Below are 26,561 nucleotides of genomic sequence, written 5' to 3'. Positions count from 1 at the left end.
CACGAGAGCACGAGAGTCCCTCGCCATGTACGAGCTGTCCCGGGTCCGCCTGTACTCCATCGGTCCCGCCGGTGCGCGCTACGCCGACACCGTCCTGGACCTGCGGGGGGTCGGCGCGCCCGTGCCCCACCCCGCCCCCACCCAGGCGGAGTTCTTCGAGGAGGAGCCGGTCGGCCCGCCGCGCCGACCCGCCCCCGCGGGCGTGCTCTTCCTGGAGAACGGCGGCGGCAAGTCCGTCCTCCTCAAGCTGATCTTCTCGGTCATGCTCCCGGGCCACCGCAACACCCTGGGCGGCGCCAGCTCCGGCGTGCTCCGCAAGTTCCTCCTCGCCGACGACTGCGGGCACGTCGCCCTGGAGTGGCAGCACACCCTCACCGGTGAACTGGTCGTCGTCGGCAAGGCCAGCGAGTGGCGCGGCCGGCAGGTGTCCTCCGACCCGCGGAAGTTCGCCGAGGCCTGGTACTCGTTCCGTCCCGGCCCCGGACTCAGCCTGGACAACCTCCCCGTCGCCGAGGCGACGTCCGTCCGCGCGCCCGCCGAGGGCGCCTCCGGCGCCACCGGCCGCCGCCGCACGATGAAGGGCTTCCGCGACGCGATCACGGAGGCGGGCAAGGCGTACCCGCACCTGGAGGTCTACTGGGAGGAGATCCACGACCGCTGGAACGAGCACCTCGGCGAGCTCGGCCTCGACCCGGAACTCTTCCGCTACCAGCGCGAGATGAACGCCGACGAGGGCGAGGCGGCCGGCCTCTTCGCGGTCAAGAAGGACTCCGACTTCACCGACCTGCTGCTGCGGGCCGTCACCGACACCCGGGACACCGACGGTCTCGCCGACCTCGTCGGAGGGTTCGGAAACAAGCTCGGCCGCCGCGCCGAGCTCACCGCCGAGCGCGAGTTCACCGCCGGTTCCGTGGACCTCCTCAACCGGATCGTCGAGTCCGCCGCGACCCGCTCCACCGCGCGCGACATCCACACGGCCGCCGAGCGCCGCACCCGTACCCTGGCCCGCCGGCTCTCCGCCCGCGCCGCCGTGGAACGCGCGCGGGGAGCCGAACTCGCCCAGCAGGTCACCTCCGCCGGACACGCCGTCGCCGAGGCCGAGACCGCCCGCGGGCGCGCCGCCCTCATCGCCGCCGAACTCGCCTACCGGCACGCCTCCCTGGCGCTGACGGCGGCCGAGAAGGGCGCCGCGTCCCAGCGCCGCGAACTCACCGACGCCCGCACCGTGCACTCCGCCTGGCAGGCGGCCGAGGTCGTCCTCCGCCACCGCGCCGCCGGCGACCGCTCCGCGCGCGTGGCCGCCGCCATCCGCGAGGCCGAGCGGGACGCCGCACCGGCCCTCGCGGCCCGTGCCGAGGCCGCGGCCGACCTCGTACGGGCCCTCTCCGCCGCCGCGGAGGAGGGCGAGCGCCACGCGGCCGAGGAGGAGGAACGCTCGACCGCCCTCCAGGAAGCCGGGGAGACCGCCCACCGCGACGCCACGGCCGCCGCGACCGAGGCCCAGCGGGCCCGCAGCGAGGCCGGGCACCTGCGCCAGCGTCTCGCCGAGGTCGAGCAGGAGACCGCCGAGGCCGTACGGGCCGGCTGGCTCGACGACACCGCGCCCGACGCCGACCCCGCCCGCGCCGCGCTCGCCGCGAGCGACGCCGAGAAGACGACGGTCGCCGCCTGGGACACCGCGCGCGAGGCCGCCCGTACGGCAGCGGACCGCGCGCGTGAGGCCGCCGGCGCCGAGGCCCGCGCCGAACTCGCCGCGGCCCGCGCCGCGGACGCCGCCGAGGCCGCCGGGAACGCCTACGACGCGGAGCGCCGCGCCGCCGAGCTGCTCGCAGGCGAGCAGCGCCTCGCCGAGCTCCTGAGCCTCCCGGCCACCGGCTCGCCCCTCCCCGGCACCGGCTCGCCCCTGCCCGGACAGCGCGCCGCCACCCCCGGCGCCGACCCCGGCCAAGCCGCCGGGGCGGACACCGGCGGCGAGCCCCAGGGCCCGCTCACCGTCACCGAGTTCGACCGCTACGCCGACGAACTGCGCGGCATGCTCGACCAGGCCGTCAGCTCCGCCGAGCGCCAGCTCTTCGAACTGCGCACCGCCGCGGCCGACGACTCCCGCATCCTCGGCGCCCTCGGCGACGGCGGCCTGCTGCCGCCGGGCCCCGACGTCCTCGCCACCGTCGAGTACCTCGGCGAGCACGGCATCCCCGCCCTCCCCGGCTGGCGCTACCTCGCCCAGGCCGTCGACCCCGCCGACCACGCGCGCGTGCTCGCCGCCCGCCCCGAGCTGGTCGACGGCGTCGTGATCACCGACCCCGTCTCGTACGGCCGCGCCCGTGAGGTCCTCGGCACCGCGGCCCTGCTGCCGCGCTCCGCCGTGGCCGTCGGCACGGCCGCCGCCCTGCTCGCCCCCGTACCGGCGCAGGACGCCGCAGACGACAGCGGCGTCTTCCTGGTCCCGCCGAACCCGGCCATGCACGACGAGCACGCGGCCGACGAGGAGCGCCACGCCCTGCGTGCCCGCGCCACCGCCCGCGACGAGGAGATCCGCACCCTCGCCGCCCGCCTCGCCGGCGACCGCTCCCTCGCCGCCCGGATCGGCGCGTGGCGTGCCGACTGCCCGCCCGGGATGCTCGCCGAACTCGCGGCCGTCGCCACGACCGCCCGGGAGACCGCGGAGGCTGCGACCGCCACCCTCGACGAGGCCCGCACCGCCCGCGCGGAGGCCGACGAGGCCGCCGCCGAAGCCGCCCAGGTACGGGACGAGCGCCAGGAGGCGGCCCAGCGCGCCCGCCGGGTCGCCGACGCCCTGGCGGGTCTCGCCTTCCGGCTGCGCGAGCGGTCCGCCTGGCAGGCCAAGCTCCGTGAACTCGCCGACGACGCCGCCGAGGCCGAGGCCCGCGCCCAGACCTGCCTGGAGCGCGCGCGTGCCGCCGACGAGGACCGCCGCGCGACCCAGCGCTCCGCCGACGACGCCCACCGCACCGCCCGCGCCCTTCGGGCCGAGCGCGCCGAGATCGCCGGCGCCCCCGACACCCTCCCCGAGGGCGACGCGCCCGCGCCGCGCGCCGCGCTGCCCACCCTGCGCGAGGCCTACCGGGCCGCGTCCCAGCTGTACGAGAAGGTCGGCGTCGGCGCCGACCTGCGCGCCGAGCAGGCCCGCGCCGAGGGCGACGAGTCCGCCGCCCTCGCCGAGCTCGACCGCCTCACCAACAAGGTCCGCACCCGCGCCGAGCAGCTCCTGGAGTCCACGGACGGCGCCGACGGCCCGTCCCGGCAGGCCGCCGCCGCCCGCGCCGAATCCCTCGTGCAGATGCTGGAGACCCGCGCCTCGGAGGCCAGCGAGAAGCTCGGCCGCCTCCGCGGCGAGGCCGAGCGCCTCGCCCCCGAGGACGGCGAGGAGCACACCGAGCTGCCCGAGGACCTCGTCCCCGCCGACGCCGAGCGCGCCCAGGCCCTGCTCCGTACCGCCACCGCCGAACTCGCCTCCCGCACCGACGCCCTGGAGGCGGCCCGCGCCGCCCACACCGGACTGCTCCGGGACCACCGGGCCGCCGAGGACGCGGCGGGCGGCTTCGACGAGACCTCCGCCCTGCTGCGGGACCTGCTCCGCGACCACACGGACGAGGAGCGGGAGGAGACCGAGCCCTACCCCGGCACCCTGGAGGAGGCCCGTACGACGGCCGCCGAGGCGCGCCGCTCGCTGCGCTCCTGCACGGCCGAGCTCTCGGCGGCCGACGCGTCCGTGCGCGAGGCGAGCGACATCCTCGTACGGCACGCCAACTCCACCCGCTACGAGCAGGTCCGCACCCCGGCGCGCCAGCAGATCCGCGAACTGCCCGCGTCCGCGCTGCCCGAGCACGCCGCCAAGTGGGCCGAGGCCTTCGCACCCCGCCTGCGCGTCCTCACCGACGAGTTGGAGCAGCTGGAGCGCAACCGCGACTCGATCGTCGACCGGCTGCGCGGCCTGGTGGAGTCCTCGCTCGCGACGCTCCGCTCGGCGCAGCGGCTCTCCCGGCTCCCCGAGGGCCTCGGCGAGTGGTCGGGCCAGGAGTTCCTGCGGATCCGCTTCGAGGAGCCCGACCAGGCCACCCTCGCGGAGCGGCTCGGCGAGGTCGTCGACGAGGCGACCCGCGCCGCCGTCAAGAAGAACTCCGACCTGCGCCGCGACGGCATGTCGCTGCTGCTCCGAGGAGTCCAGGCGGCGCTCGAACCGAAGGGCGTCTCGGTCGAGATCCTCAAGCCGGACGCGGTGCTGCGCGCCGAGCGGGTGCCCGTCGGGCAGATGGGCGACGTCTTCTCCGGCGGTCAGCTGCTCACCGCGGCCATCGCCCTGTACTGCACGATGGCGGCACTCCGCTCCAACGACCGGGGCCGCGACAAGCACCGGCACGCGGGCACCCTGTTCCTGGACAACCCGATCGGCCGCGCCAACGCCACGTACCTGCTGGAGCTCCAGCGGGCCGTGTCGGACGCGCTGGGCGTGCAGCTCCTGTACACGACGGGTCTGTTCGACACGACCGCGCTCGCCGAGTTCCCCCTGGTGATCCGGCTGCGCAACGACGCCGACCTGCGGGCCGGCCTCAAGTACATCAGCGTGGAGGAGCACCTCCGCCCGGGTCTGCCGCAGACCGCGGCGGAGGGCGAGACGATCCACGGCGAGATCACGGCGACGCGGATGTTCCGCCGGCACACGGCGGACGACCCGGGCCACCCGGCGGCCCTCTAGGCCCGGTCGTCAAACTCCCGTCGTCGCGGGGCAGGCGGGAGTTTGACGACACGGCCTAGCGCACAAGCGAGCGGCCCGGCCCCCTCGACGGGGGCCGGGCCGCTCGCGCTCGTTCCGCCGGGTCAGGCCGCCTCGGACAGCGACGGCGTCTCCGCCCGGCTCTCCTCGCGCTTCGCGCGGAGCGGCGGACGCGCCGTGCTGCTCGGCTCCGACACCACGCCGTTGCGCTGGCGCCACACCTGACGGGTGATCCAGATGTCGAGGACGCTCCAGGTGGCCACGACGGTGGAGACCACCGCGCAGACGTTCACCGGGAACGCCAGCCATGAGCCCGTCACGGAGCTGAAGAACGCCACGACCGCAAGGACGAGCGTCACCGATGTGATCATCACGGCCCGTACGGCGGCGGTGCGCACCGGGTCCGGCATCCGCCGTCGCGCCCGGTCGTCCTCCACCCACAACTGCCGCGCCGACCGCGCCTCGTGTTCCATTGTCCCGTCACTCCCCACAGCCGACCGTCTCCAGGAACGGTTGCCCGTCTTGAGCGCCTATACACGGACAGAACCCGCCCCGTACTTATTGACGCACGAGTGAGGGAAAAGGTTTCGTCCGACCAGGGATGAACGTGAGCGGGATGGGACCGGAACGAATAATTCCAGCCATCTCCGCAGGCCGGAGAAATGGCGCATCATCAGGTGTCCTACGCCACATTGACCAACCCCAACTCCCCGAATACCGGGACATCTCATGATCAAGACTCACTCGACCGGCTGAAAATAGCCCGGACATGCCTTCGGGATGGCCGTCATGCAGTAGTAGGCTCACGCCGCCGTTTGTTGAAACTCAAGGTTGACGCCGCGTGTTGACGCCGGACGTCACGAACGTGAAGGACCTCCGGGGCCACGGAGGTCGAGCTGGGGGAGGCCATGCGCTTTCGCGGGAAGTCCATCCGCCGGAAGATCGTGGCGTTGCTGCTCGTACCCCTCGTCTCCCTGACCTGCCTGTGGGGCTTCGCCACCGTCCTCACCGGACGCGAGGCCGACCAGCTCCTCGACGTCGGCTACATCGTCGACAAGGTCGGCTACCCCCTCGAGGACACCGCCCGCGTCATCCAGCTCGAACGGCGCCAGTCCCTGATCTACCTCGCCGATCCCCGGGGCACCGACGCCCTCGGCTCCCTCAACGAGACCCGCCGGGCCACCGACCGCCAGATCGCCCGCATCCGCGCCAACGCCGCCGACCCCGGCGTACGCGAGGAGATGCGGCCCGTCACCGCCCAGCGGCTCACCTCCCTCCTCCAGGCACTCGAAGGCATCGCCTCGCTGCGCCGCTCGGTGGAGAAGCGTGACATCGGCCGGATGCAGGCCCTCGAGTTCTACAACCGGCTCGTCGACCCCTGCTACAGCTTCCTCGTCACCCTCCACGCCCTCGAGAACGTGGAGATGGACAAGCAGGGCCGCGCCCTCGTCGGCATCACCCGCGCGCGTGAGCTGCTCTCCCGCGAGGACGCGCTCGTCCTCTCCGCGCTCGTCGCGGACCGGATCACCGCCCGGGAGATCCGCGAGATGTCCGACCTCGTCGCCAACCGCGAGCAGTTCTACGAGGTCAACCTCGAACTCCTGCCCACCGCCGAGCGCAACCGCTTCGAGAAGTACTGGCGCGGCCCCGACAGCCAGCCGCTGCGCACCGCCGAGAACGCGATCATCGAGCAGGGCCCCACCGACAACCCGCGCGCCGTCACCCCCGCCTACTGGCAGGACAACGCCAGCCCCGTCCTCGACGACCTGGCCAGGGAGAACACCGCCGCCGGCGACCGCTACCAGGACCGCGTCCAGCCGGCCGCGTACAGCGTCCTCCTCAAGGTCGGCGTCGCCGGAGTCCTCGGCTTCCTCGCGCTGCTCGCCTCGATCGTCATCTCCGTCCGCATCGGCCGCGACCTCGTCCGCGACCTGCGCCGCCTCCAGAAGGAGGCCCAGGAGGTCTCCGGCGTACGCCTGCCCAGCGTGATGCGGCGACTCGCCGCGGGCGAACAGGTCGACATCGGCACCGAAGTCCCCCACCTGGGATACGGACAGGACGAGGTCGGCCAGGTCGGCCAGGCCCTCAACACCCTCCAGCGCGCCGCCGTCGAAGCCGCCGTGAAGCAAGCCGAACTGCGGCGCGGCGTCTCCGAGGTGTTCGTCAACCTCGCCCGCCGCAACCAGGTCCTGCTCCACCGCCAGCTCACCCTCCTCGACACCATGGAACGGCGCACCGAGGACACCGACGAGCTCGCCGACCTCTTCCGGCTCGACCACCTCACCACCCGCATGCGACGGCATGCCGAGGGCCTCGTCATCCTCTCCGGCGCCGCACCCTCCCGTCAGTGGCGCAAGCCCGTCCAGCTCATGGACGTGGTCCGCGCCGCCGTCGCCGAGGTCGAGGACTACGAGCGCATCGAGGTCCGCCGGCTCCCGCGCCTCGGCGTGGGCGGCCCCGCCGTCGCGGACCTCACCCACCTCATCGCCGAACTCCTCGAGAACGCCACGGTGTTCTCGCCCCCGCACACCGCCGTGCAGGTGCTCGGCGAGCGGGTTGCCAACGGCTTCACGCTGGAGATCCACGACCGCGGCCTCGGCATGAACCCCGACGCCCTGCTCGACGCCAACCTCCGGCTCGCCGAGACCCCGGAGTTCGAGCTCTCGGACACCGACCGGCTCGGCCTCTTCGTGGTCAGCCGGCTCGCCCAGCGCCAGAACGTCCGCGTCTCGCTCCAGACCTCGCCGTACGGCGGGACCACCGCGGTCGTCTTCATCCCGGCCGCGCTCCTCACCGACGCCCCCGAGACCCAGGGCGCCGGCTTCCGCCTGGACCGCAAGACCCTGGAGCGCACCGGCCCGGCCGACGCCGGGACCGTCGACGACGGCGTGCTGCCCAGCCGCCGCCCGGCCCTCGCCAGGGTCCCCGACGTGACGGAGACACCCGGTCCGCTCGACGGCCCCGTCGAACTGGAGGGGCCGCTCGGCAGCGAGGAGTACGGCGTGCTTCTCGACGGCGCGGCGGACCTCCTCGACACCGAGAGCGAACGCGGCGGCCTCTTCCTGCCCCGCGCCCGGCGCCGCTCCGGACGCACGCCCGCCGGCGACCAGCACCAGCAGGCCACGGACCGGACGAGCGGCCAGGACGAGGGGGAGAAGCCCACCGACGCGGGCGTCCTCGGCCCCGTACCGCTGCCGCGCCGACGCACCCCGACCCTCGTCGTGGACCACGGCCGCCGCCTCGACGAGCCGGACCGCGGCCGTGGCGTGGACGAGACGGACCGCGGCCGTGGGGTCGAGGGACCGGTCCGGGGCATCGGCCTCGACGGACCGGACCGGAGCCGGGGAGCCGACGCGTCGGACCGGGCCCACACGCTCCCCGACCTCGACCTGCCGCTCAACGGCCGCGCACACCCCGCCCCCGGCCGGGTGACCGAAGACCTCGGCGTCGCGGACCACCACGCCTACGGCACCGGGCAGGACGAGCGGCCGGTGCCCCCGAGCGGCACCGGCAGGCCGGGGGATCAGCCCGTACCCCCGCGCGGCACCGGCCGGCAGCACGGTCTGCCCGTCACCCCGCGCGGCACCGGCCCGACCCTCGTCCCCGTACCGCCGGACGGTCCGGCGGCGCCGGGGAGCCCCGAGCCGTTCGGCGGACTGCCCCGCCGAGTCCGTCAGGCCAGCCTCGCTCCCCAACTGCGCGCGACCGACGCCCCGGCCGAGCCCGGTACGGGCGGACGCGCCGACGCCCGCACGAGCGGCGGCGCCGCGCCCGCGGACGCCGACTCCTTCGAGCGTGACGCCGAGGAGGTACGCGCGCGCATGGCCGCCATGCAGCGCGGCTGGCAGCGCGGGCGAGAGCACAACGCCGACCCTGACGACCCGACAGCACCTGGAACGACACCCGAGGGGGACGGTCGATGACCGCACCGAACGCCGCAGCATCCAGCACCACCGCCGGCCACGGAAACGGCGAGCTGAACTGGCTCCTCGACGAGCTCGTGCAGCGCGTCGCGTCCATCCGGAAGGCCCTGGTGCTCTCCAGCGACGGCCTCCCCACCGGCGCGTCCCAGGACCTGACCCGGGAGGACGGCGAGCACCTGGCCGCCGTCGCCTCCGGCTTCCACAGCCTCGCCAAGGGCGTCGGCCGCCACTTCGAGGCGGGCAAGGTACGCCAGACCGTCGTCGAGCTGGAGGACGCCTTCCTCTTCGTCACGGCCGCCGGCGACGGCAGCTGCCTGGCGGTGCTCGCGGACGCGGACTCCGACGTCGGCCAGGTCGCCTACGAGATGACGCTGATGGTGAAGCGGGTCGGGGTCCACCTCGCGACGGCGCCCCGGACCGGTCTGCCCGCGGGAGGGTGAGTGGGGACGGCATGAGTGACGCAGCCGAGCGGAACCAGCTGAACCAGGCGAACCGGCACACGGAGTCGGACCAGAGCGCCGCCCCGGCCCACCCCCACTGGTTCGACGACGAAGCCGGACCCGTGGTCCGTCCGTACGCGATGACCCGCGGCCGGACGAGTGCCGCCACCCGCCACCGGCTCGACCTGATCGCGGTGGTCGTGCCCGAACCCGCAGCCGACGACCCCGGCCGCGACCAGACGCTCTCCCCCGAGCACGTGGAGATCGTCGAACGCTGCTCCGAGCAGCCCCAGTCGATCGCCGAGCTCGCCGCAGGACTCGACCTCCCCGTCGGGGTGGTCCGGGTGCTCGTCGGCGACCTCGTCGAGGACGAACTCGTCCATGTGACCCGCCCCGTTCCGCCGGCCGAGCTGCCGGACGTGAGCATTCTCCGCGAGGTGATCAATGGCCTTCGGGCGCTCTAGCCGCAAGACGCCGTACGTCGAGCCGGTGACCCTGAAGATCCTCGTCGCGGGCGGGTTCGGGGTCGGCAAGACGACGCTGGTGGGCGCGGTCAGCGAGATCCGGCCCCTGCGGACCGAGGAGGTCCTCAGCGAGGCGGGGCGGCCCGTCGACGACCTGCACGGCGTCGAGACCAAGACGACCACCACGGTCGCCATGGACTTCGGCCGCATCACCCTGCGCGAGGACCTCGTCCTGTATCTGTTCGGCACCCCCGGCCAGGACCGCTTCTGGTTCCTCTGGGACGAGTTGGCGCAGGGCGCGCTCGGCGCGGTCGTCCTGGCGGACACCCGCCGACTGGAGGACAGCTTCGCGGCCATCGACTACTTCGAGCGGCGCGGCATCCCGTTCACGGTGGCCGTCAACTGCTTCGAGGGCGCCCGGCGGTTTCCCGCGGAGAGCGTGCGCGGGGCACTGGACCTGGACCCGGAGGTCGAGCTCCTGATGTGCGACGCGCGGGACCGCGAGTCCGTGAAGAACGTCCTCGTGGCGGTCGTCGAGCACGCGCTCGTCCTCGCGGACCGGAGCCACGCGACGGCGGCTCCCTGAGGACCCCCTGAGGTGACCGCCTGAGGCTCTCCGAGGTACCGCCGAAGGACCCCCTGAGGCGACCGGCCGGAGGCGGCCCCCGAGGCGGCCGCCCGAGGTGACCCCGAACCCCGGAGGCGCCTCAGCGCACCGCCACCACCGCGGACCCGTGGCCGAACAGCCCCTGGTTCGCGGTGATGCCGACCCGCGCCCCCGGCACCTGCCGGTCGCCCGCCGTGCCCCGCAGCTGCCAGGTCAGCTCGCAGACCTGGGCGATCGCCTGGGCGGGCACGGCCTCCCCGAACGAGGCCAGTCCGCCGCTGGTGTTGACGGGCAGACGTCCGCCGAGCGAGGTCGCCCCCTCCCGCAGCAGCTTGGCTCCCTCCCCGGTCGCGCACAGCCCGATGTCCTCGTACCACTCCAGCTCCAGAGCGGTGGACAGGTCGTAGACCTCCGCGAGGGACAGGTCCTCGGGTCCGATCCCCGCCTCCTCGTAGGCGGCGTGGGCGATCGAGGCGCGGAAGGAGTGCGCGGCCGGCCCGACGGCGACCGCCGAGTCGGTCGCGATGTCCGGGAGGTCGAGCACCGCCTTGGGGTACGTGGGGGAGACCGTCGACACGGCCCGGACCCGCACCGGGTCGGGGTGCCCGTGGCCGCGCGCGAACTTCATGCTGGACAGCACGAGCGCGGCGCCCCCGTCCGAGGTGGCGCAGATGTCGAGGAGCCGCAGCGGATCGGCGACGACGGCCGAGGCGGCGACCTGCTCGGCGCTCACGCGCGCGCGGTAGCGGGCGAGCGGGTTGAGCGCGCCGGCCGCCGCGTTCTTCACCTTCACCTGGGCGAAGTCCTCGGGCGTGTCCCCGTACAAGGCCATCCTGCGGCGTGCGTAGAGCGCGAAGTACGCGGGGTTGGTGGCCCCGAGCACCCGGAACCGCAGCCAGTCCGGGTCGTCGGGACGCTCGCCGCCGGCCGGGGCGAGGAAGCCCTTGGGCGTCGCGTCCGCGCCGACGACCAGGACCACGTCCGCGAGCCCGGCGAGGATCTGGGCCCGAGCGGTCCCGATCGCCTGGGCGCCCGAGGCGCAGGCCGCGTACACGCTGGTGACCCGCGCCCCCTGCCAGCCGAGGGCCTGCGCGAACGTCGCCCCGGCCACGTACCCCGGGTATCCGCACCGCATGGTGTTCGCGCCGACGACGGAGCCGACGTCCGACCAGTCCAGGCCGGCGTCGGCGATGGCGGCGCGGGCGGCGGCCGTCCCGTAACTGATGAAGCTCCGGCCCCACTTGCCCCAGGGGTGCATTCCCGCACCGATGACGGCGATGTCGTTCACGACCGCTCCTCCCGTACGACGGGCCGCCAGTTCCAGGTGGTCCAGATGTGCTCGTCGTCCTCGTTGAGGACGCCGGGCACCACCTCGACCTCGGTACCGATCGCCAGATCGGCCGTCGTCACCCCCGGCGCGGCCTGCCCGAGGACCACCATCGCCTCGGCCGCCAGCTCGACGGCGACGAGGGTGTACGGCTTCCAGGGCGCGTCCGGATCGGAGACGTACGGGGCGGGCGGCCGGTAGCGGCCGTCGGTGTACGACCAGACCCGGCCGCGCGGGGAGAGCGGGAACTCGGCGAGCTCCCCGCCCCCGGGGCAGACCGGATTGCGGCAGCCGTCGTCCGCGCGCGGGAAGAAGACCGAGGCACAGGCCGTGCAACGGGTGCCGAGCAGTCGGAACTCCGCCTCCGCCACGGTGTCGTCGGTGAACCACCCGGCCACCACCGGTGTGCGTGTCCGTGCCATCGAGGCCTCCCGTGCCTGCCGCCGACACCCTTATCTGACGATCCGTCAGAAGTGTGGCACGGGAGCCCCGAGGGCGAAAGGCTCAGTGACCGGCCACCGACCTCCGCGCGACCGGGAAGTCGAAGAACGTGCTGGGGAACGGCTCCGGCTTGAAGGTGAAGTGCCACCACTCCTCCGGCAGGTTCACGAAGCCCTGCTCGACGAGCGTGCTCCTCAGCAGCTGCCGATGGGCCCGCTGCGCGCCCTGGATGCGGGGGTCGTCGGTGTGCGAGCGCGTGTCGAAGCAGTCGTACCCGGTCCCCATGTCCACGGAGTTGTCCGGGAACCGCTCCGCGCGCGGTGCGTAGCACTCCGTCAACCTCTCGCCCGGCACGTACGCGCGCGTGGGCACGGCCGGAAGTCGGACGATCGTCAGATCCACGGTCGAGCCCCGGCTGTGCCCGGACTTCTCCGCGATGTAACCGTCCGCGAACAGCCTCGACTTGTCGACGAGCGGATAGAACTCCCCCTTCATCCGCTCGTCCGCCAGATCCTTCGCCCAGCGCACGAAGTGGTCGACGGCCCGCTGCGGCCGGTAGCAGTCGTACACCTTGAGCGTGTAGCCGCGGGCCAGGAGACGCACCTGCGCGCGGTGCAGGGCCTCGGCGGCCGGCCGGGTCAGGATGCACAGCGGCTGCCGGTAGCCGTCCACCGGCTCGCCCACGAAGTTGTGCTCCGTCGTGTAGCGCATCTCCTGAACGATCGTCCGGTCCACCGAGGCGAGGGCCACGAACTCCCGTGGCGCCTTCGGCTCCGGAGCCGCGGACGCTGGGGGAGCGGGGGCGGCGACGGCTCCCGTGACGGCGAGCAGTCCGGCCGAGGCCGCGACGGCGAGGGTACGGAAGGCGGAGGCAAGTCCTGTCATGGGCACCGTCTATCAGTTCCGGCAGCGCCGGGAAAGGGTGATCGCATACGGTCGGCCCGTGAAGGACTCCCACTGCACGTTCTGCGGCGCCGCCCACATGGCCGACGCCGGCTGGCCCCGCTCCTGCCCGGCCTGCGGCCAGACCGCCTACCGCAACCCGCTGCCCGTCGCCGTCGCCCTGCTCCCCGTCTCGGACGGAACGGACACGGGCCTCGTCGTCATCACCCGCACGATCGAACCCGCGCGCGGCGAGGTCGCCCTGCCCGGCGGCTTCATCGACCACGGCGAGGACTGGCGCGCCGCCGTGGCCCGCGAACTCCGGGAGGAGACGGGGATCGACGCCTCCGCCGAGGAGGTGCGCCTCGCCGACGCGCTGAGCTCCCCGGCGGGTCACCTCCTCCTCTTCGGCCTCCTCCCGCCCCGCCCGGCGACCGCGCTCCCGCCCTCGGTCCCGACGGATGAGACGAGCGGCCACCACGTGCTCCACGCACCGGAGAAACTCGCTTTCCCGCTCCACACGGAGGCGGTACGGAAGTGGTTCGCGGGGGAGTACGGCTGAGCTGGACCGGACCGGGCCGGATCCGGAGGGAAGCCTGAACCCGCAGCCGATCACACCCCCCGCACCCGCACCGGCAGCCCCACTTCCTCCGCCCCGTCGTCCGTCACCCGCTCCACGACCACCCGGCCGTCCACGAGCCGCGACTGGTACCGCTCGATCTCGGCCGTCTCCCAGCCGTCCCCCGTGTCCCGTACGACGAGCCCGCCGCCCGTCCGGCCGGCGGCGGGCGCCCACACCTCCAGGGCCGGTCCGCCGTCGTCGCCCCGCACCGGGAGCACCGCCCCCGCCCGCGCCAGGACCGGCACCCGGGAGAGCGGCGCGTCGAGCAGCACCTGTCCGGGTCCCTCGTACGCCTGCCCCGTCGCCGTGTCGTACCAGCGCCCGCGCGGCAGCCGCACCGCCCGTCGGTCGGCGCCCCGGGTCAGGACCGGCGCAACGAGCAGCGCGTCGCCGAGCAGGAAGGCGTCCTCGCAGTCGCGCAGCACCCGGTCCTCGGGCGTCCCCCACCACAGCGGCCGTACGTACGGCGCGCCCGTCATCCGGGCGAGCCGGGCCAGGGTCGTGAAGTACGGCCGCAGCCGCTCCCGTTCGGCCAGTGCCTCGCGCGCGTGCTCCAGGACCTCCGGACCGAACTCCCACGGTTCGCGTCGCCCCGCGTCGAGCGCCGCGTGGGTGCGGAACAGCGGCAGCCACGCCCCCAGCTGGTACCAGCGCAGGAACAGCTCCGGCGTGGGACTGCCGTCGAAACCGCCCACGTCGGGCCCCGAGTACGGCACCCCGCACAGACCGAGCCCCAGGACCAGCGCGAGGGAGGCCCGCAGCCCCGGCCACCCGGTCGACACATCGCCCGACCAGGTGCCCCCGTACCGCTGCATCCCCGCCCAGCCGGAACGCGAGAAGAGGAAGGGCCGCTCGTCGGGCCGCAGCCTGCGCAGCCCCTCGTACCCGGCCCGCGCCATCGTGAGGCCGTACACGTTGTGCGCCTCGCGGTGGTCGCCGCCCCGGCCGTCCAGGTGGTGCCGTGCCGAGCGCGGCAGCGTCATGTCACCGAAGGGCACGAAGGACACCGGCTCGTTCATGTCGTGCCACACCCCGGCGAAGCCCTGGTCGAGCCGCTCCTCGTACAGCTCGCCCCACCACTCCCGTACCGCCGGATCGGTGAAGTCCGGGTAGGCGCAGTCGCCCGGCCAGACCACCCCGTGGATCTCGTTGCCCCGTGCGTCCCGCACGAAGGCCCCCGCCGCCCGCCCGCTGTCGTAGACCGCGTTCCCCGGCTCGACCTTCACCGCCGGGTCCACGATCGACACGAGCCGTACGCCCTGCTCCCGCAGCTCCTTCGCGAGCCCCGGCAGGTCGGGGAACCGCTCCCGGTCGACGGTGAACACACGGTGCCCGTCGTAGTGGTCGATGTCCAGGTGGACGGCGGACAGCGGCAGCCCCCGCTCCCGGTATCCGGCCACGATCCGCCGCACCTCGCGCTCGCTGCCGAACCCCCAGCGGGCGTGCTGCGCTCCGAGCGCCCAGTCCGGCGGCAGCGCCGGAGCGCCGGTCAGCGCCGCCCAGCCGTGGAGTACGCGCGCGGGGGTGCCGACCACCACCCAGCAGCGCAGCGGACCGCCGCCCATCCGGACCTCGCTGGTCCCCGGCCGGTCGTGCCCGGACCCCGCGCCCTCCTCGCCCTCGGCGAGGGTGACCCGGCCGTCCCAGGAGTTGTCGTGGAAGGCCAGATGCGTCCCCGCGTCCGAGACGACGAACTGCACGGGCATGGTGACGTAGAGCGGATCGTCCCCGGGGCCGAACCTCCCCCCGGGGTCGGTGTTCCACAGGCGGTACGCACCGTCCCGCAGCCGCGGCCCCGCCGACCGGCCGCCGAGACCGAAGAACCGCGCGTCCGCGGGCACCTCACTGCGCTGCACCCAGCGCGCCGACCCGTCGGACGGAGCCGCGCCGGCCACCGACCGGCCGCCTCGCGCCGGCGTGCCACCCTGAGGAGCGGCCTGCGTCACCGGCTCCCACCAGCGCGGCGGCAGGTCCCGGCGCAGCATCACCCCGCCCGGCGTCCGGATCTCCACCGCCCCGTGCCGGGAGACCGCCACCGTCACGCGCTCCGACACGATCCGCCAGCCGCCGTCCGTGTCCGGCTCCAGGGAGGCCCGCGGATCCGGCTCCGGCGCCTCACCCGCCAGGGCGTACGAGGGAAGCGGCTCGGCCCCGTCCCACCCCCAGAACACGGTGCCGCCCGACGACACGCAGATCCGCAACGAGGACCGCGCGAACCGGATGGTCCCCCCACCGGGCGCGGCCTCGGCACCCGACGCCGGCCCCGGCACCCGGGCCCGCTCCGCACCCCTCGGCGGCAACCCCCACGCGTCCGTACGACGCTGCCGCCACGCCGCCCGCACCGTCTGCAACCCCCGCACCGAGCCGAACGCCTTCATCGAACGCACCAGTTCACGACCGTCCATGCAGCTCAGCCTGCCACCCACCCGGGGTGGAACAGGCTCCGTTCAACCGGCGTTCACCCGTGGTGGGAGCACATGTTCAACTCCCCGACCATGGGCGGGCAGACCTGGTGCGAAAGACGATCACATGGCATCGTCCTGTCAGCCGCGTCACGCGCACACCCCAGCACGTGCGCGGGACACACGCCGACCCCGCGTACAGCCAGGGAGCCGCCCCAATGACATCAGCGCAGACCGAGCCGCTCTGGCAGCCGGACGAGGAACGCATCGCCACGGCCGCCGTGACCCGCTTCCAGGCCTGGGCCGCCGAACACCACGGAGCCCCGGCCGATGGCGGGTACCCGGCGCTCCACCGCTGGTCCGTCGACGAGCTCGAAACCTTCTGGCAGGCGGTCGTCGAGTGGTTCGACATCCGCTTCTCCACCCCGTACGAGCGCGTCCTCGGCGACCGCTCGATGCCGGGCGCCGACTGGTTCCCCGGGGCCACCCTCAACTACGCCGAGCACGCCCTGCGCGCCGCCGACGAGCGCCCCCATGACACGGCCCTGCTCCATGTGGACGAGACACATGAGCCCACGCCGATCACCTGGGCCGAGCTCCGCCGCCAGGTCGGCTCCCTCGCCGCCGAACTCCGTGCCCTCGGCGTACGGCCCGGGGACCGGGTCAGCGGATACCTGCCCAACGTCCCGCAGTCCGTCGTGGCCCTCCTCGCGACCGCCGCGGTGGGCGGCGTGTGGACCTCCTGCGCCCCCGACTTCGGCGCCCGCAGCGTCCTCGACCGCTTCCAGCAGGTCGAGCCCGTCGTCCTCTTCACCGTCGACGGCTACCGCTACGGCGGCAAGGAGCACGACCGCCGCGAGACCGTCGCCGAACTGCGCGCCGAGCTCCCGACCCTCCGCGCCGTCGTCCACATCCCGCTGCTCGGGACCCCGGCACCCGAGGGCACCCTCGCCTGGTCCGACCTCGTCGCCGGCGACGCCGAGCCGGTCTACGAGCAGGTCGCGTTCTCGCACCCGCTGTGGGTCCTGTACTCCTCCGGCACCACCGGTCTGCCGAAGGCGATCGTCCAGTCCCAGGGCGGCATCCTCGTCGAGCACGTCAAGCAGCTGGGCCTGCACTGCGACCTGGGCCCCGATGACGTGTTCTTCTGGTACACCTCCACCGGCTGGATGATGTGGAACTTCCTCGTCTCCGGCCTGCTCACCGGTACGACCGTCGTCCTGTACGACGGCAGCCCCGGCTACCCCGACACCGCCGCCCAGTGGCGCGTCGCCGAGCGCACCGGCGCCACCCTGTACGGCACGTCCGCCGCGTATGTGATGGCCTGCGCGAAGGCCGACGTGCACCCCGGCCGCGACTTCGACCTGTCGGCGGTGAAGTGCGTCGCCACCACCGGCTCGCCGCTGCCGCCCGACGGCTTCCGCTGGCTCCACGACGAGGTCCGTGAGGACCTCTGGATCGCCTCCGTCAGCGGCGGCACCGACGTGTGCTCCTGCTTCGCGGGCGCCGTGCCCACCCTCCCGGTCCACATCGGCGAACTGCAGGCGGCCGGCCTCGGCACCGACCTCCAGGCCTGGGACCCCTCCGGCAAGCCCGTGATCGGCGAGGTCGGCGAGCTCGTCGTCACCAACCCCATGCCGTCCATGCCGATCCACTTCTGGAACGACCCGGACGGCAGCCGCTACCGCGACAGCTACTTCGAGATGTTCCCCGGTGTCTGGCGCCACGGAGACTGGATCACGATCACCGACCACGGCTCGGTCGTCATCCACGGCCGCTCCGACTCCACCCTGAACCGCCAGGGCGTCCGGATGGGGAGCGCCGATATCTACGAGGCCGTCGAACGCCTCCCGGAGATCCGCGAATCCCTCGTGATCGGCCTGGAGGAGCCGGACGGCGGCTACTGGATGCCTCTCTTCGTCCACCTCGTCGAGGGCGCCACCCTCGACGACGACCTGATCGACCGCATCAAGCGGACGATCCGCACCGAGCTCTCGCCGCGCCACGTCCCCGACGAGATCATCGAGGTCCCGGGCGTCCCGCACACCCTCACGGGCAAGCGCATCGAGGTCCCGGTCAAGCGCCTCCTCCAGGGCACCCCCCTGGCCAAGGCCGTCAACGCCGGCTCGGTCGACGACCTCGGCCTCCTGCACTTCTACGAGACCCTGGCGGCCTCCCGCCGGGGCTGAGTGCACGGGGCGGGGCCCGCCGATCCGACCGGATCGGCGGGCCCCGCCGTTCTCCGCCGGCCCTTCGGCTCAGCTCGGCCCACGCCCTCGGTTCAGCCCTTCGGCAGGACGCCGGGCGCCGGGGCGGACGCCTTGGCGAGCACCGCCGAGACCCCGAGGACGGCCCCGGCCGGGCCCGCCGAGGTGGTCGCGGTGAGGACGGTGCGCTCACCGAGGAACGCCGACGTCGTCCGGTCGAAGATCCACTGGGTCTGCTCGCCGTGAGCGGTACGGGCCACCGCGACGCCCTCACGACCGGCCGCGTCCTTCGCGGACGGCAGCAGGGCCACTCCGGGGATCCGCGCCGCCGCCCCGTACAGCGCGGCGGTGACCTTCGGCGGGGCCCAGGTCTCGGCGAGCAGGGTCCCGATCGCGGTGAACGCCCGCTGATCGGCGTCGCCCTCGCCCGCCCGGGTCTGGTCCCGGATCAGGCGCAGCAGCGCGTCCGGATCCGTGGGGAGCGTCGCCACGTACGCGTGGGTCGGGTTCGTGACGGAGGGCGCCGCCGTCGCGAGGGTGGTCTTGCGGGGCGTGGCCCCGGGACCGTCCAGCTCGTACACGGGCGGCTCGGCCGCTCCGAGCACCGTGTCGGCGGCACCGGGCTCGCGCAACAGCCCCGGTCGGCCGCCGTCGACGGAGAGCCACACCTCGCGCCGGTGCGCGGCCGGCAGCGTGGCCGGACCGCCGGCCGCGTCGCGCCCCGCGTGGGCGACGAGGCTCCTGACGTAGACGTACCCGCCGGGCCGGGCGTCCGGCGCGGGAGCGGCTGCGGCGACCAGCGCGGCATCGGACAGGAAGCGCACGGCCTCAGGGGCGGGCTGCGCCGAGACCCGGCCCGGAGACCCGGTGGGCCCCTCCTGGGGAGCGAGCACGACGGCACCGGCCACGACCGCGCAGGCGGCGACGGGAGCGGCGATCCAGCCGAGCCGCAGCCCGCCGCGCGACCTGCGCTCACGAGACGGGTGGGCCACGGAGCCGTCACCCGAGGCCAGGGCGGTCCGCAGGACGGTGTGCCGCAACTCGCGGTCCCGCTCCGGCGCGAGCTCGGGCACCGGCGGCGGGGGCAGCAGTTCGGCGAGCTCGGCCCGCAGCAGCGCGTCCGCCTGGGCGTCGGCCTTGCGGTGATGCGGCGTACGGGGGGTGAAAGTGTTCATGCCTGGTTCTCCGGGATCGGTCGGGGCACGAGGGCAGGACGGACGGGGGACGGCGCCGCATCGGCTCGGCTCACGGCATCGGGTGCGGTGGCCCGGGTCACGGCATCGGGGGAGGCGGTCCGACCCACGGCACGGGGAGAGGCGGCGGGGCGCCCGGCTTCGGAGCCGGCGGCCGGGCGCGTCGCCCCGGTTTCGGCGGCCGGAGGGGGACTGGCGCCGACGGCGGGTCCGGCAGCCGGCCTCAGGACCCTGCCGGGCGACCGCACCGCGGCAGCCGCCGCCCGCTCCTCCCGGCGCGCCGTCCGCAGTTCGGCGTCGGCGAGCTTCCGGAGCCGTTCGCGGGCCCGCGACAACCGGGACCGCACGGTCCCGACCGGGACGCCCAACGCCTCCCCGGCGGCCGCGTAGTCGAGCCCGGCCCACACGACGAGCGTGAAGACCTCCCGCTCGCGCCGCCGGAGCCTGCCGAGGGCGGCGCGAGCGGCCCGTATCTGCTCGCCGTCGGTCATCCGGGCGAGGACGTCGTCGGCGAAGTCCGGCAGGACGCCCCGCTCGGGCAGCCGGGCCAGCGCCGCGTCCCGCCGCCGTGCCTCGCGGGCGGACCCGCGCATGATGTTGGTCGCGATGCCGAGCAGCCAGGGGCGCAGACTGCCGCCCTCGGCGTGCACCTTCGCGCGACAGCGCCAGGCCTCGAGGAACGCGGCGGAGACGACGTCCTCGGCCGCCGCCCGGTCCCCGCACACCCGGAGGGCGTAGTGGTAGAGCACGCGGGCGTGCTCGTCGTACGCCTCACCGAGCGCGGAGGGATCCCCGGCGCGGAAACGATCTCTCATAGGTGATTCCACACAAAGCACTGGACGTGGGTTCGTCCGGGTTCCCGTGACCCCCGCCACACCGCGCACCGGCCCCGACCAGGACGTGCGGGCACCCGTCCCCTCCGCCGCCGGCTCGCGCGATCCCCGGACGGCGTCAACCGCCGTACGTCGCCTGCGCGTCCCCGAGGACCTGCGCGAAGTCCGCCGCCAGGCGCGGCGCGTCCTCGGCCGCGAGCGTCGACGTGGTGATCCGTACGGCCGGCGGGGCGGCGATCCGGAACCGCGCCCCCGCGGCCACCCACCAGCCCTGCGTCCTCAGCCCGTTGACCACCGCCGACTCGTCCCGCACCGGCACCCACACGTTCAGCCCGCTCGCGCCGACCGCCCGGATCCGGTACGCCCCGAGCGCGTCGACCAGAGCCGTGCGCCGCTCCGTGTACGCCGCCTCGCCGTCGGCCACGAGCGCGCGCACCGCGCTGTCGCGGAAGAGGCCGACCACCGTCTCCTGGAGGACGTGGCTGACCCATCCCGAGGTCATCAGCATCCGCCCGTCGTGCCGCGCGAGGGTGGTCGCGTCGCACGCGACCCCGGCCCAGCGCAGGTCGATCCCGAGGTGCTTGGACGCGGTCCGCACTTGCGCCCACCGTTCGAGCCCGGCCGCCGCCAGTGTGTGCGCCGCGGCGCCGCCGATGTCCGCGTTGTGGTCGTCCTCCACGACGAGCACCTCGGGGAAGTCCCGCAGCACCGAAGCCAGTTCGTCCCGTCGCGCCCGGGTGAAGAACGCCCCGGTCGGACACTGGCCCCGGGGGCTGCACACCACCGCGCGCACCCCGCCCCGCAGCGCCGCACGCAGCGACTCCGGTACGAGCCCCTCGCCGTCCACCGTCACCGGAACCATCCGCAGCCCCAACGCGGGTACCAGGTCCAGTAGATGGTGGAAACCGGGATCCTCCACGGCCACCGCGTCACCCGGCCGCAACTCCGTCGAGAGCAGCCGTGCGATGCAGTCGAGCGCCCCGTGCGCGAAGGTCACGTGCCGGGTCGGCACCCCGTCCCGCGCGAACCACTGCCGGGTCACCTCCTCGAGCGCCGCGAGCCGCGGCGCGGCGCGATGGGACCCGTACACCGGAGTGACCGACGCCGGAGGACGCAGCTCGGGGAGGAAGGCCGGGTCGGGATGGCCGCCTGCCAGGTCCACCAGGCCCTGGGGGACCCGCGGCGGCCGCCGGGAGGCCACCGACGGCACCTCCGCGACGACCGTCCCGCCCCGGCCCCGCGTGACGATCAGGCCGCGCTGCCGCAGCTCCTTGTAGGCCGTCGCGACCGTCCCCGGACTCACCCCCAGCTCGTCGGCGAGCCGCCGCACCGGCGGCAGGGCGTCACCGGGGGAGAGGGCGCTCTCGGCGACACCCCGCTCCACGGACGCGGCAATCCCCTTGGCCGTCGTGCCTTCGATCGAATATTGTGCTGCCACGTAATCAAGTATGTATCAATACAAAGCAGTTCGCAAGGGGGACCCGTTGAGCCGCTCCACCCGCTCCACCCGAACAGCCCTCAAGGACCGCATCCCCGGCGGCCGGGACGGCCGCCGCATGCTCGTCATCGGCTTCATCGACAAGTGCGGCACCGGACTCTGGTCCACCGCCATGGCCCTCTACTTCACGTTCATCACCGGACTCGACCTCGGCCAGGTCGGCCTCCTCATCGCCGTCTCCGGCGCCGCCGGCATCGCCGGCGCCCCCCTCGGCGGCCGGCTCGCCGACCGCTTCCCCCTCGTCCGCGTCATCATCGGCACCCAACTGCTCCGCGCCGCGGCCCTCCTCGCCCTCCTCACCACCGACGACTACCTGCTGCTCGTCCTCTTCTCCGCCGCCGGCGCCCTCCCCGACCGCGCCACCAACGTCCTCACCAAGCTCTACGCCGCCCGGGTCGCCGGCCCCGACCGCGTCCGCTACCAGGCCATCAACCGCACCACCTCCAACATCGGCTGGACCCTCGGCGGCCTCGGCGCCGCGGCCGCCCTCGCCGTCGGCAGCACCACCGCCTTCCAGCTCCTCCTCGTCGGAGACGCCCTCTCCTACCTCGTGATGGCGGCCCTCACCCTCCGCTGCGCGGAACCCCCGGCCCCCGCCACCTCGCGGATCGCCGCCGCCTCCACCGACGCCACCCCGACGGCGAAGCCCTCCAACCCCTGGCGCGACCGCGGCTTCCTCGGCTTCACCGCCGCGGACTCGGTCTTCTTCCTCCACGACTCGATCCTGCAGGTCGCCCTGCCGCTCTGGATCGTCCACGCCACCGACGCCCCTGTCGGCCTCGCGCCGCTCCTGATGGTCGCCAACAGCGCCCTCGTCGTGATCTTCCAGGTCCCCCTCTCGCGCTTCGGCTCCTCCACCGAAGCCGCCCGCCGGCTGCTCGCGCCCCTCGCGATCCTCTTCGCCGTCGGCACGCTCGCCCTGACCGTCTCCGCCCTCGGCGGCCGGCCCCTCTCCATCGCCGCCCTGATCACCGCGGCCGTCGTCCTCACCTTCGCCGAGATGATCCACACCATCGCGTCCTGGGAGATCTCCGTCGCCCTCGCCCCCGACGACGCCCAGGGCGCCTACCTCGGCGTCCACGGCCTCGCGCAGTCCACCCAGCGCTTCGTCGGCCCCCTCCTCATGACCGGCCTCGTCTCCGCCGGTCCCCTCGCCTGGCCCTTCCTCGGCGCCGCGCTCGTCGCCACCAGCGCCGCCCAGAACCGCCTCGTCCGCCGACACCTCCCCGAACCGTCACTGTCAGTGGCGAAGGCTACGGTGAGTGAGTACTGATCGGATCGCATTCCAGGGGGAGACATGACACGGACCGGCACCACCACCCCAGCGAAGCTCCGCCGCGCCCTGCGCCGCGAAGTCCCCAGCACCGTCGGACTCCTCGCCGACGAGCACGACTTCACCGCCATGCGGCGGTACCGCACCTTCGCCTTCGACGACCACACCACCTACCTCCGCCAGGTCGAGGCCCTCCTCAGGACCCTCGCCACCCAGGGCGGCCACACCACCGTCACCCTCTTCGACCCCGAGGAGTACGCGGCCTACTGCGCCGAAACCGCCCTCGACCCCGACCACCCCGCCAGCCGCAGCCGCTTCACCGCCCACCTCGCCGCCACCGGCGCCCGGGTCACCTACACCGGCCAGCCCCTCAGCGCCCTCCTCCCCGAGCTGGTCGACACCGCCGTCCGCCACGCCACCTGGGAGTACGCCACCACGGTCCTCGCCACCACGGGCGACTGCGCCACCTGCGGCAAGGACATCGGCAGGGCCGCCTTCGAGCGCGCCGCCCGGCTCCTCTCCCGACTCCTGGAGGCCGCCGGTCCGGGCACCCACCACCTCGTCTGCAGCGTCCCGGCCGCCGACGACCAACTCCTCGCCGTCCTCCACGCCGAGGGCACCACCTCACCCACGGACGTCGAGGAGACCGAAGCCGCCGAGTTCACCGCCGTCCTCGCCGCGGGCATCGTCCTCGGAGCACCCGGCGGACTCGTCCTGCGCACCACCACTCCCGGCGCCCGCGACCGACTCCACGGCTGGCGCCTCACCGGCGGCACCCTCACCCCCCTCACCGAGGCCGAGGTCTTCGCCGCCTACTGCACCGACGCCCGCACCGGAGAACCCCTCTCCCCGGAACCGGGCGTCGACCACCGGGCCGGCTTCCCCCTCACCCCCGACCCCGACGACGACTGGACCACCCACCACTGACCCCGCACACGACGAAGGGGCTCCCCGCCACCTCGGTGACGGAAAGCCCCTTCGTCAAGCACACCCGGGAATCACTCCCCGGACAGCACCGCCTGCGCGGCCACCCGCGCCTCGTGCGCCGTGTCCGCGGCACGTGCCGCGGCCGCGGCACGCTCGCACTGCGCCAGCGTGTACTTGGCCAGCGTCGCCCGCACGTACGGAATCGACGCAGCACCCATGGAAAGGGAGGTGACACCCAGACCCGTCAGCACACACGCGAGCAGCGGGTCGGCGGCGGCCTCGCCACAGACACCACAGCTCTTGCCCTCGGCCTTCGCCGCCTCGGCGGACAGCGCCACCAGGTCCAGCAGCGCCGGCTGCCACGGGTCCTGGAGCCGCGACACCGCACCGACCTGACGGTCGGCGGCGAAGGTGTACTGCGCCAGGTCGTTGGTGCCGAGCGAAAGGAACTCGACCTCCTGGAGGATCGAGCGCGCCCGCAGCGCGGCCGAGGGAATCTCGACCATCGCACCGAACTTCGCCCGCAGCCCCGCCTCACGGCACGCGTCGGCGAAGTCCTTCGCGTCCGTACGGTCGGCCACCATCGGCGCCATGACCTCGAGGTACACCGGCAGCCCCTCGGCCGCCTTCGCCAGCGCGGTCAGCTGGGTCCGCAGCACATCCGGGTGCTCCAGGAGCGACCGCAGACCGCGCACACCGAGCGCCGGGTTCGGCTCGTCCGCCGGAGTCAGGAAGTCCAGCGGCTTGTCCGCACCGGCGTCGAGCACCCGCACGACCACACGGCCCTCGGGGAACGCCTCGAGCACCTGCCGGTAGGCCTCGACCTGCTTCTCCTCGGACGGAGCCTTCTCGCTGTCGTCCAGGAAGAGGAACTCCGTACGGAACAGACCGACACCCTCGGCACCGGCCTCCACCGCCGCCGGCACGTCCGCCGGACCACCGACGTTGGCCAGCAGCGGCACCTTGTGCCCGTCCGAGGTGGCGCCCGGACCGCTGGACGTCGCCAGCGCGGCCTTGCGCGCGGCGGCGGCCCTGGTCAGCTCCGCCTTCTTCTCCTCGCTCGGGTCCACGAAGATCTCACCGGTCGAACCGTCGACCGCGATCATCGTGCCCTCGGCGAGCTCACCCGCGCCCGGCAGCGCGACGATGGCCGGCACACCCAGCGCCCGCGCGAGGATCGCGCTGTGGCTGGTCGGCCCGCCCTCCTCCGTCACGAACCCGAGTACCAGCGTGGGGTCGAGCAGCGCCGTGTCGGCGGGCGCCAGGTCCCGCGCGATCAGCACATAGGGCTCGTCGCTGTCCGGCACACCCGGCATCGGCACACCGAGCAGGCGCGCCACGATCCGGTTCCGCACGTCGTCGAGGTCGGCGACCCGCCCGGCCATGTACTCACCGGCACCGGCGAGCAGCTCGCGATAGTGCGAGAAGGCGTCGTAGATACCGCGCTCGGCCGTGCTGCCCACGGCGATACGGCGGTCCACATCGGCGATGAGCTCCGGGTCCTGGGCGATCATCGCCTGGGCCTCGAGCACGTGCTGGGCCTCGCCGCCGGCCAGGTTGCCGCGTGCATTGAGGTCGGCGGCGACAGCCTCGACGGCCTGACGGGCGCGCCCCTGTTCGCGCTCCGCCTCGTCCGCCGGAATCTGCTTGGCCGGCGGCTCGAGGACCGCCGTGCCCATGTGCCGGACCTCGCCGATCGCCACACCGTGGCTGACGCCGACGCCTCGCAGCGTTGTCTCCATCTCACCCGTCTCCGATAGAGCGGCGGCACGTGCCGCCGCGTTGAATGTCGAACTCGCGGTCGTCACGGGGACGATCCGGCTCAGCGCCAGCCGAAGAGCTGGTCGCCGGCCTTCACTTCGCCGTCCTCGACGACCTGGGAGAGCGAGTCCGCAGTGGCCTCGAGGGCCACGATGGGACAGATGGGGGACTTGCCGGCGGCCTCGACCGCGGCGGGGTCCCAGCGCACGACGGCCTGTCCGCGCTGGACGGTGTCGCCCTTGTTCACGAGGAGCTCGAAGCCCTCCCCGTTGAGCTGGACGGTGTCGATGCCGAGGTGGGTCAGCACACCGTGGCCCTCACCGTCGACGACGACGAAGGCGTGCGGGTGCATGGAGACGATGACCCCGTCGATGGGGGAGACGGCCTCCGAGGGCTCACGTACGGGATCGATGGCGGTGCCGGGCCCGACCATCGCACCGGAGAAGACCGGGTCGGGAACTGCGGCGAGACCGATGGCGCGTCCGGCAAGCGGCGACGTCACGGTTGTCATGGGAAGCCTCCCAGGGGCGGAGATTGTGTGGCGCCGTCACTACCTGTCCTGGACGGCGTACTGTTCAGAAGCGTAAGTCATAAGAAGTCCCAGTTCCGCACGAGACGTACCAGTTGGGCGGAGCTAGGGACTACCGGAAACGATTTGCCTCAGCTGACGGTGGGATGTACTGTCGTACTCCTGCCTGACCCCAACGCGGCCTTGAGTCGCGGGTCGGCAGCACCTATCAAGCCAGATCCTAACCCCAGTGGTCTACACCTCTGCATGCTCGCAGGGACGTGGTCGGGGGGACCGAGAAAGCCTGGTAATGTTCAACCCCGCCGGGAACGGAAAGCACGAAAGTGAATTCCTGCCCAGCGAACCCGCTCCAGCGGGTGGCAGAAACGGAAAATCGGATCTGCTAGGCTGGAAACACGAAATACCGAAGGGAAGCCCGGAGGAAAGCCCGAGAGGGTGAGTACAAAGGAAGCGTCCGTTCCTTGAGAACTCAACAGCGTGCCAAAAATCAACGCCAG

The 26,561-nt window shown here is 73.8% G+C and carries 20 protein-coding genes; 9 read left to right on the top strand and 11 right to left on the bottom strand.

Annotated elements, in window-relative coordinates; all coding sequences use genetic code 11:
• Nucleotides 1-25 precede the first annotated feature (25 nt).
• On the top strand, nt 26-4,717 hold the full coding sequence (locus tag ACIP84_RS21515) for a hypothetical protein (RefSeq protein WP_401799454.1): 4,692 nt from the start codon (nt 26-28) through the stop codon (nt 4,715-4,717).
• 122 nt (nt 4,718-4,839) lie between these two features.
• Here the strand turns inward: ACIP84_RS21515 and ACIP84_RS21510 are convergent, their stop codons facing one another.
• Complete coding sequence (locus tag ACIP84_RS21510) at nt 4,840-5,208, bottom strand: hypothetical protein (RefSeq protein WP_401799452.1); 369 nt, start codon at nt 5,206-5,208, stop codon at nt 4,840-4,842.
• Nucleotides 5,209-5,643: 435 nt separating this feature from the next.
• On the opposite strand from ACIP84_RS21510, the gene ACIP84_RS21505 reads away from it, so the two are divergent.
• The 4 genes from ACIP84_RS21505 to ACIP84_RS21490 are packed head-to-tail and all read left to right on the top strand — an operon-like array spanning nt 5,644 to nt 10,148.
• Nucleotides 5,644-8,658 (top strand): nitrate- and nitrite sensing domain-containing protein, encoded by a 3,015-nt coding sequence (locus tag ACIP84_RS21505; protein ID WP_401799451.1) that lies wholly within the window; start codon nt 5,644-5,646, stop codon nt 8,656-8,658.
• The gene (locus ACIP84_RS21500; RefSeq protein ID WP_229315576.1) at nt 8,655-9,098 is read left to right on the top strand and encodes a roadblock/LC7 domain-containing protein; all 444 of its coding nucleotides are present in this window, start codon (nt 8,655-8,657) and stop codon (nt 9,096-9,098) included. The genes ACIP84_RS21505 and ACIP84_RS21500 overlap by 4 nt, the downstream gene beginning before the upstream one ends.
• A gap of 11 nt (nt 9,099-9,109) precedes the next feature.
• Nucleotides 9,110-9,562, top strand: coding sequence for a DUF742 domain-containing protein (locus tag ACIP84_RS21495; RefSeq protein ID WP_401799448.1), 453 nt, complete (start codon nt 9,110-9,112; stop codon nt 9,560-9,562).
• The gene (locus ACIP84_RS21490; protein WP_355969578.1) at nt 9,543-10,148 is read left to right on the top strand and encodes an ATP/GTP-binding protein; all 606 of its coding nucleotides are present in this window, start codon (nt 9,543-9,545) and stop codon (nt 10,146-10,148) included. Before ACIP84_RS21495 ends, ACIP84_RS21490 begins: the two co-directional genes overlap by 20 nt.
• A gap of 121 nt (nt 10,149-10,269) precedes the next feature.
• Here ACIP84_RS21490 and ACIP84_RS21485 read toward each other — a convergent pair whose 3' ends face one another.
• The 3 genes from ACIP84_RS21485 to ACIP84_RS21475 all read right to left on the bottom strand — a co-directional run bounded on the left by ACIP84_RS21485 (nt 10,270) and on the right by ACIP84_RS21475 (nt 12,822).
• Nucleotides 10,270-11,457 carry a lipid-transfer protein gene (locus ACIP84_RS21485; RefSeq protein ID WP_401799445.1) on the bottom strand — a complete coding sequence of 396 codons (1,188 nt, stop codon included), beginning with the start codon at nt 11,455-11,457 and terminating at the stop codon, nt 10,270-10,272.
• Nucleotides 11,454-11,918, bottom strand: a complete 465-nt coding sequence (locus ACIP84_RS21480) for a zinc ribbon domain-containing protein (RefSeq protein WP_355969573.1) — start codon at nt 11,916-11,918, stop codon at nt 11,454-11,456. The genes ACIP84_RS21485 and ACIP84_RS21480 overlap by 4 nt, the downstream gene beginning before the upstream one ends.
• 82 nt (nt 11,919-12,000) lie before the next feature.
• Nucleotides 12,001-12,822 (bottom strand): M15 family metallopeptidase, encoded by an 822-nt coding sequence (locus ACIP84_RS21475; protein WP_401799443.1) that lies wholly within the window; start codon nt 12,820-12,822, stop codon nt 12,001-12,003.
• On the opposite strand from ACIP84_RS21475, the gene ACIP84_RS21470 reads away from it, so the two are divergent.
• Nucleotides 12,821-13,381: an NUDIX domain-containing protein gene (locus ACIP84_RS21470; protein WP_401799440.1), complete on the top strand. Its 561-nt coding sequence runs from the start codon at nt 12,821-12,823 to the stop codon at nt 13,379-13,381. The two genes, ACIP84_RS21475 and ACIP84_RS21470, sit on opposite strands and share 2 nt — an antisense overlap.
• A gap of 50 nt (nt 13,382-13,431) precedes the next feature.
• On the opposite strand, the gene ACIP84_RS21465 is transcribed toward ACIP84_RS21470, so the two are convergent.
• On the bottom strand, nt 13,432-15,846 hold the full coding sequence (locus tag ACIP84_RS21465) for a TIM-barrel domain-containing protein (protein ID WP_401799438.1): 2,415 nt from the start codon (nt 15,844-15,846) through the stop codon (nt 13,432-13,434).
• Between the two features lie 215 nt (nt 15,847-16,061).
• On the opposite strand from ACIP84_RS21465, the gene ACIP84_RS21460 reads away from it, so the two are divergent.
• On the top strand, nt 16,062-18,032 hold the full coding sequence (locus ACIP84_RS21460) for an acetoacetate--CoA ligase (protein WP_401799437.1): 1,971 nt from the start codon (nt 16,062-16,064) through the stop codon (nt 18,030-18,032).
• Between the two features lie 92 nt (nt 18,033-18,124).
• On the opposite strand, the gene ACIP84_RS21455 is transcribed toward ACIP84_RS21460, so the two are convergent.
• The 3 genes from ACIP84_RS21455 to ACIP84_RS21445 form a co-directional block, all read right to left on the bottom strand.
• Entirely contained in the window at nt 18,125-19,225 is a 1,101-nt protein-coding gene (locus ACIP84_RS21455; RefSeq protein ID WP_401799435.1) for a CU044_5270 family protein, read from the bottom strand.
• Nucleotides 19,222-20,058 (bottom strand): sigma-70 family RNA polymerase sigma factor, encoded by an 837-nt coding sequence (locus ACIP84_RS21450; protein ID WP_401799433.1) that lies wholly within the window; start codon nt 20,056-20,058, stop codon nt 19,222-19,224. The genes ACIP84_RS21455 and ACIP84_RS21450 overlap by 4 nt, the downstream gene beginning before the upstream one ends.
• Before the next feature lie 136 nt (nt 20,059-20,194).
• Nucleotides 20,195-21,514 carry a GntR family transcriptional regulator gene (locus ACIP84_RS21445; RefSeq protein WP_401799431.1) on the bottom strand — a complete coding sequence of 440 codons (1,320 nt, stop codon included), beginning with the start codon at nt 21,512-21,514 and terminating at the stop codon, nt 20,195-20,197.
• Nucleotides 21,515-21,560: 46 nt separating this feature from the next.
• Between ACIP84_RS21445 and ACIP84_RS21440 the strand changes: the two genes are divergently transcribed.
• The gene (locus ACIP84_RS21440; RefSeq protein ID WP_401799428.1) at nt 21,561-22,847 is read left to right on the top strand and encodes an MFS transporter; all 1,287 of its coding nucleotides are present in this window, start codon (nt 21,561-21,563) and stop codon (nt 22,845-22,847) included.
• A gap of 24 nt (nt 22,848-22,871) precedes the next feature.
• Nucleotides 22,872-23,774, top strand: coding sequence for a hypothetical protein (locus ACIP84_RS21435; protein WP_401799425.1), 903 nt, complete (start codon nt 22,872-22,874; stop codon nt 23,772-23,774).
• Between the two features lie 71 nt (nt 23,775-23,845).
• On the opposite strand, the gene ptsP is transcribed toward ACIP84_RS21435, so the two are convergent.
• The 3 genes from ptsP to ACIP84_RS21420 form a co-directional block, all read right to left on the bottom strand.
• Nucleotides 23,846-25,516, bottom strand: coding sequence for a phosphoenolpyruvate--protein phosphotransferase (gene ptsP / locus ACIP84_RS21430; protein WP_355969550.1), 1,671 nt, complete (start codon nt 25,514-25,516; stop codon nt 23,846-23,848).
• Nucleotides 25,517-25,596: 80 nt separating this feature from the next.
• Nucleotides 25,597-26,046, bottom strand: a complete 450-nt coding sequence (locus ACIP84_RS21425) for a PTS glucose transporter subunit IIA (RefSeq protein ID WP_355969547.1) — start codon at nt 26,044-26,046, stop codon at nt 25,597-25,599.
• 311 nt (nt 26,047-26,357) lie between these two features.
• On the bottom strand, nt 26,358-26,561 hold a 204-nt coding region (locus tag ACIP84_RS21420; RefSeq protein ID WP_401799422.1), incomplete at its 5' end, for a hypothetical protein.

This window comes from Streptomyces sp. NPDC088707, from assembly GCF_044752725.1.
Classification (GTDB): Bacteria; Actinomycetota; Actinomycetes; order Streptomycetales; family Streptomycetaceae; genus Streptomyces.
Note: the sequence above shows the minus strand (reverse complement) of the source record. Positions and strands in the feature narration are given on the sequence as shown.